The organism is Pseudomonas sp. GM41(2012) (genome assembly GCF_000282315.2).
Taxonomy (GTDB): Bacteria; Pseudomonadota; Gammaproteobacteria; order Pseudomonadales; family Pseudomonadaceae; genus Aquipseudomonas.
Map to the genome: position 1 here is coordinate 725,649 of NZ_AKJN02000008.1, position 13,074 is coordinate 738,722.

Annotated in this window: 9 protein-coding genes; 1 reads left to right on the forward strand and 8 read right to left on the reverse strand. The window is 61.5% G+C overall.

The features are described 5' to 3' along the window. Positions 1–68 precede the first annotated feature (68 nt). The 8 genes from cobA to PMI27_RS05025 all read right to left on the reverse strand — a co-directional run bounded on the left by cobA (position 69) and on the right by PMI27_RS05025 (position 11,780). Complete coding sequence (gene cobA, locus PMI27_RS05060) at positions 69–833, reverse strand: uroporphyrinogen-III C-methyltransferase (RefSeq protein WP_008146295.1); 765 nt, start codon at positions 831–833, stop codon at positions 69–71. Between the two features lie 10 nt (positions 834–843). After that, complete coding sequence (locus tag PMI27_RS05055; RefSeq protein WP_008146294.1) at positions 844–3,558, reverse strand: nitrate reductase; 2,715 nt, start codon at positions 3,556–3,558, stop codon at positions 844–846. Further along, complete coding sequence (nirD, locus tag PMI27_RS05050; RefSeq protein ID WP_008146292.1) at positions 3,558–3,875, reverse strand: nitrite reductase small subunit NirD; 318 nt, start codon at positions 3,873–3,875, stop codon at positions 3,558–3,560. Before nirD ends, PMI27_RS05055 begins: the two co-directional genes overlap by 1 nt. Beyond that, positions 3,872–6,325 (reverse strand): nitrite reductase large subunit NirB, encoded by a 2,454-nt coding sequence (nirB, locus tag PMI27_RS05045; protein WP_008146290.1) that lies wholly within the window; start codon positions 6,323–6,325, stop codon positions 3,872–3,874. The genes nirD and nirB overlap by 4 nt, the downstream gene beginning before the upstream one ends. A gap of 403 nt (positions 6,326–6,728) precedes the next feature. Further along, a complete protein-coding gene (locus PMI27_RS05040) occupies positions 6,729–8,399 on the reverse strand; it encodes a bifunctional protein-serine/threonine kinase/phosphatase (protein WP_008146289.1) in 1,671 nt (556 codons plus the stop codon). A 7-nt stretch (positions 8,400–8,406) separates the two neighbouring features. Beyond that, positions 8,407–9,618 (reverse strand): nitrate/nitrite transporter, encoded by a 1,212-nt coding sequence (locus PMI27_RS05035; protein ID WP_008146287.1) that lies wholly within the window; start codon positions 9,616–9,618, stop codon positions 8,407–8,409. Positions 9,619–9,977: 359 nt separating this feature from the next. Next, entirely contained in the window at positions 9,978–10,553 is a 576-nt protein-coding gene (locus PMI27_RS05030) for an ANTAR domain-containing response regulator (protein ID WP_008146285.1), read from the reverse strand. 15 nt (positions 10,554–10,568) lie between these two features. Then, on the reverse strand, positions 10,569–11,780 hold the full coding sequence (locus PMI27_RS05025; protein WP_008146284.1) for a CmpA/NrtA family ABC transporter substrate-binding protein: 1,212 nt from the start codon (positions 11,778–11,780) through the stop codon (positions 10,569–10,571). 229 nt (positions 11,781–12,009) lie between these two features. Here PMI27_RS05025 and PMI27_RS05020 point away from each other — a divergent pair, with 229 nt between their 5' ends. Then, on the forward strand, positions 12,010–13,029 hold the full coding sequence (locus PMI27_RS05020; RefSeq protein ID WP_008146283.1) for a quinone-dependent dihydroorotate dehydrogenase: 1,020 nt from the start codon (positions 12,010–12,012) through the stop codon (positions 13,027–13,029). Positions 13,030–13,074: the final 45 nt, after the last annotated feature.

Sequence of the window (13,074 nt, forward strand, 5' to 3'; positions counted from 1 at the left end):
AAGCCCGGCTTAGGCCGGGCTTTTCTTTGTCTGCGATTTGATGAGGGCAGGGTTGAAGCGAGGGAGAGTCAGGCTGACTGAGTGATTGCAGTCGCGGGCAAACCACCTTCCAGAATGGATACTTTCGCACAGGCCGCGACAGCACCGATCACCAGGATCGCCGGGCTTTTGAGCTCGAAGCTGCAGGCATCTTCTTCCATCGCAGTCAGATCGCTCCGACATTCCCGTTGGTGTGGCAGGGAAGCGTTTTCAATCATCGCCACCGGTGTATCCGCCGCCATTCCTCCGGCGAGCAACTGCTCACGGATCTCGCTCAGTTTTGCGACACCCATATACACCACCAGCGTCGTGCCACCTTGGGCCAGGGCTTGCCAGTTCAGGCTGCTGCCATCCTGAGTGTGGGCGGTGACCAGCGTCACGCCACGCGCAACACCCCGCAGGGTCAACGGAATATCGCATTGCGTTGCGCCGGCAAGCCCGGCGGTGATGCCGTTGACCAGTTCCACTTCGACCCCATGTTCACGCAGCCACTGCGCTTCTTCGCCGCCCCGGCCAAAAATGCACGGATCACCGCCCTTGAGGCGTACTACGCATTTTCCGTGGCGAGCATAACGAAGCATCAGGCGATGAATGAATGCCTGAGGTGTAGAGCGACAGCCACCGCGCTTGCCCACGGGAATGATCCGCGCCTGCGGGCAATGCTCCAGCACCGCATCGTTGACCAGGTCATCGATCAGCACCACATCCGCTTCGCTCAACGCCCGCACGGCCTTGAGGGTCAACAATTCCGGATCGCCAGGACCCGCACCCACCAGCCAGACTTTTGCGCTCATAGTGTTTTCCTCACGAGGTGACGGCGACCGGCTGCGCAGTGGCGGCCAGCAAACGCTTGATTTCCGGGACGCAGGAGCCGCATTGCGTGCCGCAGCCCAATTCTTGTTTCAAACCCTGCAAGTCCAGACCGCGGCTAATGCCGGCGCAGACCGCGCTTTGGCTGACGTTTTTGCAGTTGCACAGGGTTTTGTTACCGATGGCCGGCGTACTGCTGTTGCCCGGCGGTGCGCTCAGCGGTGCCAGCAGCCAGCGCCGCAGCTGTTCGTCCGCGCGACCTTCCAGCCACAGGCTTTGCAGCCAGTGCTGGGCGAGGGTTTCACCGGCCAGGCGAATCGCGGTGATCCGGCCGTTCTCGATCCGCACGCGTTTACCGATGGAGCGCCGTGGGTCGTCGTAGGCCAAAACCGGGCCATCGTTGAGTCCCAGGCATTGATCGATGTCACGCAGCAGTTGCGGATCGGGCGCGACGGCGCTGGCGGCGCGTATCAGCAGCGCGGGGCGTTCACGGCCAGCCAGGCTGAGGCTGACGTAGGAAAACGCCTCACAGAGCGGTCGTAGCGTCTCAAAATTCTGTTGAACATCGCCCTCGATCAGGGCGAATAGCTGCCATGGGAGATTTACAGGTTCGAGACGCACGCCGCTGTGTTTGAGTTCGGGTTGTTTCGACAAAGGGTCGAAAGCCGGTTGGGTGAGCGCATTAACGCCACCCTTGAGGAAGCGATCACCCCAATGCATGGGCAGAAAGGCCTGACCGGGCCGCACGCTGTCGTCGCCTCCAACCGCGACAATCACCGCGCCACGGCGACTTTTCAGGCTGACCAGGTCGCCCGATTGCAGCCGATGCCGACGCAGTTCATCCGGGTGCAAACTCAACACGGCTTCGCTGACGTGGCCGAAGAGCTGTGCGGCGGTGCCGGTGCGGCTCATGCCGTGCCATTGGTCCCGCAGGCGGCCAGTGATCAGGGTCAGTGGGAAGCGCGCGTCGCGTTGTTCCTTGGCGGCGCGGTACGGGTCGGCCACGAATTGTGCACGTCCACTGGCCGTCGGGAAAATTCCGTCCAGGTACAGCCGCGCTGTACCTTCGCTGGCGCCAGTGGGGAAGGGCCATTGCTGCGGACCGAGGCGGTCGATCAGTGCATGACTGATGCCGGACAAGTCCAGATCACGCCCGCGGGTCAATTGCTTGTACTCGTCGAAGACCTGCGCCGGGTTGTCAAAGGCAAACAGGCTGTTTTGCCCGGGGCGCAGATGTTTTTCCAGGCGCTGTGCGAAATCCACAGTGATCGCCCAGTCAGAGCGGGTTTCACCGGGTGCGACGATCGCCCGACGAACGTGGGAAATGCGCCGTTCGGAGTTGGTCACCGTGCCATCCTTTTCACCCCAACTGGCGGCGGGCAGCAACAGGTCGGCAAACGCGGCGGTTTCGGTGGTGCGGAACGCTTCCTGCAACACCACGAACGGGCAGGCTTGCAGCGCTGCGCGCACGGCGGTTTGATCCGGCATTGATTGCGCGGGGTTGGTGCAGGCGATCCACAATGCCTTGATTTTTCCGCTGCGCACCTGCTCAAACAATTCGATAGCGGTGAGCCCGGTGTTTGCAGGCAGTTGATCCACGCCCCAATACGCTGCCACTTCCGCGCGATGTTCGGCATTGGCAGCCTCGCGATGGCCGGGCAGCAGGTTCGACAAGCTGCCGGTTTCGCGGCCACCCATGGCATTCGGCTGACCGGTCAGGGAGAAAGGTCCTGCGCCGGGACGGCCGATTTGCCCGGTGGCCAGGTGCAGGTTGATCAGTGCGCTGTTTTTCGCGCTGCCGGCGGTGGACTGGTTCAAGCCCATGCACCACAGCGACAGGAAGCTCGGTGAAGTGCCAACCCATTCGGCGCATTGATGCAGTTGTTCAATGCTGATCCCGCAGAGCTGCGAAACCATCTGCGGCGTGTAATCGCGCACCAGGTTCTTCAGTTCGGCCAAGCCTTCGGTGTGGGCCTTGATGAAGTCGCGGTCGACCCAGTCTTCCCACAGCAGCAGGTGCAAAATCCCATGGAACAAGGCGACATCGGTGCCTGGCAGAATCGCCAGGTGCAGGTCAGCCAGATCGCAGGTGTCGGTACGACGCGGGTCGATGACGATGACTTTCATCTGCGGCCGGCGGGATTTCGCTTCCTCCAGGCGACGGAAAAGTATCGGGTGGGCGTAGGCCATGTTGCTGCCGACGATCATCACGCAGTCGCTCAATTCCAGGTCTTCGTAGCTGCACGGCGGTGCGTCGGCGCCCAGGCTGCGCTTGTAACCGACCACGGCCGAAGACATGCACAGGCGCGAATTGCTGTCGATGTTGTTGGTGCCCACCAGTGCTCGCGCCAGTTTGTTGAAGGCGTAGTAATCCTCGGTCAGCAACTGCCCGGAAATGTAGAACGCCACGCTGTCCGGGCCGTGTTCGGCAATGGTCTCGGCAAAAACGCTGGCGGCGTGATCGAGGGCGGTGTCCCAGTCGGTGCGGCTGCGGGCCAGGCCTTTGCCCAGGCGCAGTTCGGGATACAACGCCCTGGCTGCGAGGTCGCCGGTCAGGTGCAAGGTAGAGCCTTTGCTGCACAGTTTGCCGAAGTTGGCCGGGTGGGCCGGATCGCCACTGACGCCGAGAATGCGCTCGCCGTCATGCTCGATCAGCACGCCGCAGCCGACCCCGCAATAGCAGCAGGTGGAAGCGGTGATCTGGTTCATCAGCTTGCTTCCCGCAGGGCCAGCAACACCCGGCCATTCTCGACCCGTGCTGAATGGTGGTGAGCGCAACCGATGTCCGGGGCCTGGGCTTCGCCGGTTTCCAGATCGATCTGCCAGTTATGCAGTGGGCAGGCGACCCGTTTGCCATAGATCAGACCTTGGGACAGTGGCCCGCCCTTGTGCGGGCAGCGGTCATCGAGTGCGAAAACCTCATCGTCGCTGGTACGAAAAATCGCGATGTCGCCTTTCGGGCCGGCGATGATCCGCGAGCCCAAGGCATTGATTTCTTCCAGTGCGCAGATATCCAGCCAGTTCATGCCGGCACCTCCAGATTCTTCACCGTGATGACGTCGAATTCTTTCTTCAGCAGCGGTTGTTCCAGGCGTTCCTTCCACGGGTCCTGTTCAAACGACAAGGAGAATTGCAGGCGATCGTTGAGCGCCTTGCGCCGCTCCGGGTCTTCCAGCACGGCTTTCTTGATGTGTTCCATGCCGACCCGTTGCAGGTAGTGCACGGTGCGTTCGAGGTAGAAAGCTTCTTCGCGATAGAGCTGCAGGAACGCGCCGTTGTATTCACGCACTTCTTCGGCGGTCTTGAGCTTGACGAAGAATTCCGCGACTTCGGTTTTGATCCCGCCGTTGCCACCGATGTACATCTCCCAGCCCGAGTCCACGCCGATAATTCCGACGTCCTTGATCCCCGCTTCCGAGCAGTTACGTGGGCAACCGGAGACGGCCAGTTTCACTTTGTGCGGCGACCACATGTTGAACAGGTCGTGCTCAAGCTCGATGCCCAGTTGCGTGGAGTTCTGCGTACCGAAGCGGCAGAACTCGCTACCGACGCAGGTCTTCACGGTGCGGATGGATTTGCCATAGGCGTGGCCGGACGGCATGTCGAGATCCTTCCAGACGCCTGGCAGGTCCTGCTTCTTGATCCCCAGCAAATCGATACGCTGGCCGCCGGTCACCTTGACCATTGGCACGTTGTACTTGTCGGCCACATCGGCAATGCGCCGCAGTTCCGAAGGATTGGTCACACCGCCCCACATCCGTGGGACTACAGAGTAAGTGCCGTCTTTCTGTATGTTGGCGTGGGCCCGTTCGTTGATCAGGCGCGATTGCGGGTCGTCCTTGGCTTCGCCCGGCCAGGTGGAAATCAGGTAGTAGTTGAGTGCCGGGCGGCACGTGGCGCAGCCGTTCGGGGTGCGCCAGTTCAGGTAGCTCAGGGTGCCGGCGATGGTCAGCAGGTGCTGGTCGCGGATGGCCTGGCGGATTTGCCCGTGATTCAAGTCGCTGCAACCACAGATGGCTTTTTCGCTTTTCGGTTTGACGTCTGCTGCGCCGCCCACGGTGTTGATCAGGATCTGTTCCACCAACCCTGCGCAGGAGCCGCAGGAGCTGGCAGCCTTGGTGTGTTTCTTGACGTCATCGACGCTGAACAGCCCGTGTTCCTGAATCGCCTTGACGATGGTGCCTTTGCACACGCCGTTGCAGCCGCAGACTTCGGCGGTGTCGGCCATGCTCATGGCTTTGTCCTGGCCTTGATGTCCTACGTCGCCCAAGGCGTTTTCACCAAACATCAGGTGATCGCGGATCTCGTCGATGGCGTGATTCTCACGGATCTGCCGGAAATACCAGCCGCCGTCTGCCGTATCGCCGTACAGACAGGCCCCGACCAGCACGTCATCCTTGATCACCAGTTTTTTGTAGACCCCGCCGATAGGGTCGGAGAGGGTGATGGTTTCGGTGCCTTCGCCGCCCATGAAATCGCCGGCGGAGAACAGGTCGATGCCGGTGACTTTCAATTTGGTCGACGTTACCGAGCCCTTGTAGGTGGCGAAGCCCAATTGAGCGAGGTGGTTGGCGCAGACCTTGGCCTGTTCGAACAGCGGCGCCACCAGGCCGTAAGCGATGCCACGGTGGCTGGCGCATTCGCCGATGGCGTAGACCCGAGGGTCGTAGGTTTGCATCGTGTCATTGACCAGAATCCCGCGGTTGCAGGGGATGCCGGATTTTTCCGCGAGTTCGGTGTTGGGGCGAATACCGGCGGCCATCACCACCAGGTCGGCGGGGATGATGTCGCCATTCTTGAATTCAACCGAGCCGACCCGGCCATTGCCGGCGTCGTGCAGGGCCTGGGTCTGTTCGCACAGGCGGAAATGCAGGCCACGGGCTTCCAGGGCGGTTTGCAGCAACTGGCCGCTGGTTTTGTCCAGTTGCCGTTCCAGCAGCCATTCGCCGATGTGCACCACGGTGACGTGCATGCCGCGCAGCATCAGGCCGTTGGCGGCTTCCAGGCCGAGCAGGCCGCCACCGATCACAACGGCGTGCTTGTGGGTTTTTGCGGTGTCGATCATTGCCTGGGTGTCAGCGATGTCGCGGTAGCCGATCACGCCGTGCAAGGTGTTGCCGGGAATCGGCAGGATGAAAGGGGTCGAACCGGTGGCGATCAGCAGCCGATCGTATTCGGCCTCGCTGCCGTCTTCGGCGATGACCCGACGTTTGACCCGGTCGATCTCCACCACTTTGCGGTTGAGCAGCAACTTGATGTTGTTGTCCAGGTACCAGTCCAGATCGTTCAGTACGATCTCTTCGAAAGTCTGTTCGCCGGCCAGCACGGGCGAGAGCAGGATGCGGTTGTAGTTGGTATGAGGTTCGGCGCCGAAGACCGTGATGTCGTACAGCTCATTGCTCAGCTTGAGCAGCTCTTCCAGGGTGCGAACCCCGGCCATGCCGTTGCCGATCATCACCAGTTTTAATTTTTTCATCAGGTTCTCCGGGGAGCTCGGACCCGCCTCATCAGGGCTTACAGGTCTTGCTCGACAATATTTGCGCAAACAAAAAAAGGCGTCCCGCTAGTTGCCTAGCGAGGACGCCTTTGTCCTGGTCCCGTTCTCTCGGGCAGCGCATCCTTCATCGTTGAAGGCTGGGCTTTATGTATGGTGAGAAAGGTAATGCAGTGGTTGTGCCAAGTCTGGCAAATGCAGAATTTATGGGCTTTCGTCCTGGGCGGAGGGTGTTTTTGTGCACCGGTTCAATGCGCTATGCCCGGTTTTGAAGCAGAAAAGTCAAAAGATCGCAGCCTGCGGCAGCTCCTACAGGAGATCGTGGGCACCCGTAGGAGCCGCCGCAGGCTGCGATCTTTTGATCTTTAGGGGGGCAATGAAAAACTCAACCATGAAACAACAAAACCAGCAGCACCAGATTCACCAGCAACGACACCAAGGCCAAGGTCCGCCAGACCTTCAACGGTTCGCGCTCCAGCAGCGGTCTGGGTCGCACGCTCAAACTGCGCCGCTCGCCCTGTTCCAGCAGCAGCAACCATTCTTCCGCCGTTTCAAAGCGTTGATCCGGATCCGCCGCCACGGCGTGCTCCAGACTTTGTGCAATCCATTCCGGCAGGTCGGGTCGATAGCGACTGGCGCTGACCGGAATCCCGAACCGTGGGCGCTGGAAGGCTTCGATTTCGCCGTAGGGATAATGCCCGGTGAGCAGGAAATACAAGGTCACGCCGACGGCATATAGATCCTGTTGCGGTGTCGGTGCATCCCCGCGAAAGGCTTCCGGCGCGATATAGCTGGGTGTTCCGGGCAGGGCAGAAGGCTGGTCTTCGGACAGGCCTGGACAGTAGGCGAGGCCGAAATCCAGCAGGCGTAATTCGCCGTCGTCCCCCAGCAGCAGGTTCTCCGGTTTGATATCGCGATGGAGAATCTGCCGTCGATGCAGCATGCCAACGGCGCGCAGCAGGCGTTCGGCCAGATCTTGCCATTGGGGCAGAGGCAGCGGTCCGACATTGGCGTGCAACTCTGCCAAGGTAGATCCGGAATATTCCCGCATCACGTAGTACAAATGCTGACGCTGACTGGCGGCATGGACTTCAGGGAAGTGGCGTCCGGCCACGCGCTTGAGAAACCATTCTTCCGACAGCAACGCCTGCCCTGCGAGGTGATCGTCACGCAGCGCACCGGGCAAGGTTTTCAGCAGCCAGGGTTGTTGTTGCCCATCGCGCACCCGATAGAGCAGCGACTGCTGGCTCTGGCCGAGTATCCCTTCAACCTGCCAACCTTCGAAAGACTGGCCTGGTTTCAAGGCTGGCGGCAGCGGCCATTGCTGCAAATGAATCAACGCATCGCCGATGCTCGTTTCACCGAGGGCATCGACCCGCACCAACAAGGCGCTGGCGTTATCCTGGCTGCCGGCCAGATGCGCCGCGCTGACCAAGGTCTGCGCAGCGCTGTTCAGATCCGGTTGATCGCGAAGAATTGCCGCAATCGCGGTGTCGCCCAGCACGGCCCAAATGCCGTCGCTGAGCAGTACGAAACTTTCGTTCAGCCGCAGTTCGCCATCGAGAAAATCCAGCACCAAATGCTGATCGAGCCCAAGTGCCCGTTTGAGCACATGCTGCATGCCCGGCTGGTCCCAGACGTGATCCTCGCTGACCCGTTGCAAGGTGTCGGCGTGCCAGCGATAAACCCGGCAATCGCCGACATGGGCCAAGGTAAACCGCCTACCGCGCATGACCAAAGCACTGACAGTGGTGAGCAACGGTTGCCCACCGCCATTGGCCTGCAACCAGCGATTTTGTGCCAGTAGCAGGCGATCCAATGCCTGCGCGACGCCCCAGGTTTCCGGCGTGGCGTAGTAATCCAGCGCCAGGGCCTGCAACGTCGAGCGGGCGGCGAGGCCACCATCGGCGCACTGGCTGACGCCATCGGCGATGGCGAACAGGTAACCCTTGCTCGCCGCCAGCGCCGGGGCCGGAGTCACCAGGCGCAGGGCGTCCTGATTCTCCTCGCGAGGGCCGATGGCGCTCGCTTCGGCAAAACTCAGTTGCAGGCTCATTGAGGCCTCAGACCCGAGCAGCGGTCACGGCTGCCGAACCCCAAGTGGTTCTCCAGCGACGTTTCACGCCGTGCAGACCGAACCAGGCCAGAACGCCAAGGCTGGCGAACAACCACAAGGCCAGTTGATAGCTGCCGGTGCTTTGCTTGATCGCGCCCATGCCCGCCGCCAGTGCAAATCCACCGATACCGCCGGCCATGCCGATCAAACCGGTCATCACACCGATCTCGCGACGAAAACGCTGCGGCACCAATTGGAAAACGGCGCCGTTACCGGCACCCAAACCGAGCATGGTGCAGACGAAAAGTGCCAGCGCCGCGTAGGAACTCGGCAGATTGAAACCCACCGCTGCGATGCAGAGCGCCGCCACCGTGTACATCCCCAACAGGGTGCGAATGCCACCGAAACGATCCGCCAGAGCGCCGCCCAACGGACGCATCAAGCTGCCACCAAACACACAGGCGGCGGTGTAGTAACCGGCGGTCACCGGGCTGAGGCCATATTGGTCGTTGAAATAGCCGGGCAGGGCGCTGGCCAGGCCGATGAAGCCGCCGAAGGTCACGCTGTAGAAAAACATGAACCACCAGCTGTCGCGGTCGCCCAAGGCCTTGAAGTAGTCGGACACGGACTTGGCTTTTGGCCGCTCAGGCGCGTTTTTGGCCAGCCAGGCGAAGACGATGATGGTCAGGATCAGTGGGATCAGGGCGAAGCCGAACACGTTGCTCCAGCCAAATGCTGCCGCCAGTACCGGGGCGATCAGTGCTGCGAGCACAGTGCCCGAGTTACCGGCACCGGCGATGCCCATGGCTTTGCCTTGGTGTTGTGGTGGATACCATTGCGAGGCCAGCGGCAGGGCGACGGCGAAGGACGCGCCGGCCATGCCGAGGAACAGGCCCAGCACCAACGCTTGTTCGTAACTGTGAATGCCGAGTTTCCAGGCACCGAACAGGGCGCAGATGACGATCACCTGGCCAATCAGCCCGGCGGTTTTCGGCGACAGGCGATCAGCCAGCAAGCCCATTACAAAGCGCAATACCGCCCCGGCCAGAATCGGCGTCGCCACCACCAGCCCGCGCTGTTGGGTGGTCAGGTGCAGGTCGGCGGCGATCTGCACCGCCAGTGGGCCGAGCAGGTACCAGACCATGAAACTCAGGTCGAAATAGAGGAAGGCCGCGAACAATGTCGGGGTATGGCCAGATTTCCAGAAGCTTGAATTCATCGCGCACCTCAGCTGTTAGGAGTCTCGAGAAGGAGTCATGAGCTTGCAGGTGGGGCGCCGCATCGGCCGCACCACCGGCCCCGGTCTGTGGGGCCAAAACAAAAAAACGCCGCCACCGGATTCGCCAAAGGGCAAATGAGGTGAGCGACGTCTTTGTCGTAGGTGGGGCAACCGCCGTTGGTTACCTGTAGTGATTACCTAGCGAGATCTGTGCCAACAGTTCGCTTTTGTGGCGAGGGGGCTTGCCCCCGTTGGGCTGCGAAGCGGCCCCATGCACTTCTTCAGAAATACCTAGCGGACAGGTCTTGCGACGGCTTCGCCGCCGAACGGGGGCAAGCCCCCTCGCCACAGTGACCGCTTCAGCCGAGCAGCTCACTCATGGCGATGATCTGCTCCGCCACCTGTATCAGCTTCTGCTGCCGGCTCATGGCCTGGCGGCGCATCAGGGTGTAGGCCTCTTCCTCGTTGCAGTCCTTCATTTTCATCAGCAGCCCTTTGGCCAGCTCGATGCGCTTGCGCTCGGCCAGTTGCTGGTCGCGGGCATTGAGCTGGGCGCGCAGGGCCTGGTCGCTTTCAAAGCGCGCCATGGCCACGTCGAGAATCGGCTGCAAGCGCTGTGCATGGATGCCTTCGACGATGTAGGCACTGACGCCGGACTTGATCGCCTGACGCATCACATCGGGGTCATGTTCATCGGTAAACATCACGATCGGCCGTGGTTGGTCGCGGCTCACCAGCACCACTTGCTCCATCACATCGCGGCTCGGTGACTCGGTATCGATCAAAATCACGTCCGGACGCACCGTTTCGACGCGCGCGGGCAGGTCGATGGTCAGGCCCGACTCGTCGATCACCTCGAACCCGGCTTCGGTCAGGGCCGCCTTCAGGCGACCGACTTTCTTCGCGGTGTCGTTGATCAGCAGGATACGCAACATATTCGTAGTCTCCTGTCAGCGGCTGGCGAGAAGGGGCGAGCTGTCGCTCATGGCGTGCAGCTTGAAACTGCGGGCATAGCCGGCGGGGTCCAGGCCATCCCAGACCTTGCCGTCGATCAACTGGCTGCTGCGCATTTGCCGATCACTCGCGGCCACACCTACAGCGGTGGCGGCCTCTCGATACAAGTCTAGTTGCTGGACCTGACGGGCCACGCCCAGGTAATCCGGGTCGTCGCGCAACAAGCCCCAGCGGCGGAACTGGGTCATGAACCACATGCCATCGGACAGATACGGCAGATTGACCTCGCCATCACCATGGAAGCGCAGCGCGTGCGGGTCTTGCCAGCGATGACCCAGGCCATCGGCGTAGTCACCGAGCAATCGCGGTTCGATGCAGTCGAGCGGTGCGTCGAGGTATTGCGGGGCGCTCAACAGCTTCGCGGTGCTGCGGCGATTTTCGGTGCTTTGTTCGATGAAGCGGCTGGCCTCCAGAATCGCCATCACCAGCGCCCGTGCGGTGTTGGGGTATTGCTCGACAAAGGCGCGGGTGCACCCGAGGACTTTTTCCGGATGATCGGGCCAGATGGTCTGGGTGGTGGCCATCGTGAACCCCAGGTTCTGCTGCACCGCGCTGGCGGACCATGGCTCGCCGACGCAGAAGCCGTCGATGCGCCCGGCTTGCAAGTGCGCGACCATTTGCGGCGGCGGCACCACCACGCTGTCGACGTCCTGCAACGGGTGGATGCCCTGACTCGCGAGCCAGTAATACAGCCACATGGCGTGGGTGCCTGTAGGAAATGTCTGGGCGAAGGTGAGTTTTGGGCGACTTTGGTGCACGTGCCGTTCCAGTGCTTCAGGACTGGTCACGCCCAGCGCCTGTAAGCCATGGGAGAGGTTGATGCTCTGGCCATTTTGGTTCAGGCCCATGAGCACCGCCATGTCGGTCGACGCGACACCGCCGATGCCCAAATGCACGGCGTAGATCAAACCGTACAGGCTGTGGGCGGCATCAAGTTCGCCACTGACCAGTTTGTCCCGCAGGTTGGCCCAGGACGACTGGCGCTTGAGGTTCAGGGTCAGGCCATAAGGTTGGGCGAAGCCCTGCGTGGCTGCGACCACGACCGAGGCGCAGTCGCTCAGGGCCATGAAGCCGAGGTTGATTTCGGTCTTTTCCGGGGCATCGCTGCCGTTGACCCAGGCCAGAGGGTTGGCTGGAACTTCAATCATCAGTAAACACCTTCCATAAAAAAGCGCCGGACCGGGCTGCTTGCCAGGGCAAGGCCAAGTGACGACGCCTTTGTCTTTCGACTCATCCCGCCGTTGGCATGAGTGCTGATGTCAGTGACGGTGCAAGGCATATGCCATCGCTCGCTGATTTTGTCGCGCGCCTCGCCTGCAACCCCGATGCCCGGCTATAATCGCCGCCACTTTTCGTAGCCCAGAGTCAAACCCGCCCATGTACACCCTGGCCCGTCAGCTGTTGTTCAAACTATCCCCGGAAACCTCCCACGATCTGTCCCTGGACCTGATCGGCGCGGGCGGGCGTTTGGGCCTCAACGGCTTGCTGTGCAAGGCATCGGCGAAAATGCCGGTGACCGTCATGGGCCTGGACTTCCCGAACCCGGTGGGTCTGGCGGCCGGTCTGGACAAGAACGGCGCGGCCATCGACGGTTTTGCGCAACTGGGTTTTGGTTTTGTCGAAATCGGCACCATCACCCCGCGTCCGCAGCCGGGCAACCCGAAGCCACGCATTTTCCGTCTGCCGGATGCCGAGGCGATCATCAACCGCATGGGGTTCAACAACCTCGGCGTCGATCACCTGCTGGCTCGAGTGGCGGCGGCCAAATTCAAGGGCGTGCTGGGCATCAATATCGGCAAAAACTTCGATACCCCGGTTGAGCGGGCGGTCGACGACTACCTGATCTGCCTGGACAAGGTCTACGCCCACGCCAGCTACGTGACCGTCAACGTCAGCTCGCCGAACACCCCGGGCCTGCGCAGCCTGCAATTCGGCGATTCGCTGAAGCAGTTGTTGGCCGACCTGGCGACGCGCCGCGCAGAACTGGCGCTGCGCCACGGCAAACATGTACCGCTGGCGATCAAGATTGCGCCGGACATGACCGACGAAGAAACCGCTCAGGTCGCGCAAGCGCTGATCGAAACCGGGATGGACGCGGTAATCGCCACCAACACCACCCTGAGCCGCGTCGGCGTAGAAGGCATGGAACACGGCGACGAGGCGGGCGGCCTGTCCGGCGCACCGGTTCGCGACAAGAGCACCCACACCGTGAAGGTGCTGGCGGCCGAGTTGGCCGGTCGCTTGCCGATCATCGCCGTGGGCGGCATCACCGAAGGCAAGCACGCGGCTGAGAAAATCGCTGCGGGTGCCAGCCTGGTGCAGCTCTATTCCGGCTTCATCTACAAAGGCCCGGCGCTGATTCGTGAATCCGTCGACGCAATAGCAGCCCTGCGCTGAGGGCTTTTGTGGCGAGGGGGTTTAGCGAAACGTCGCACCGCCCCG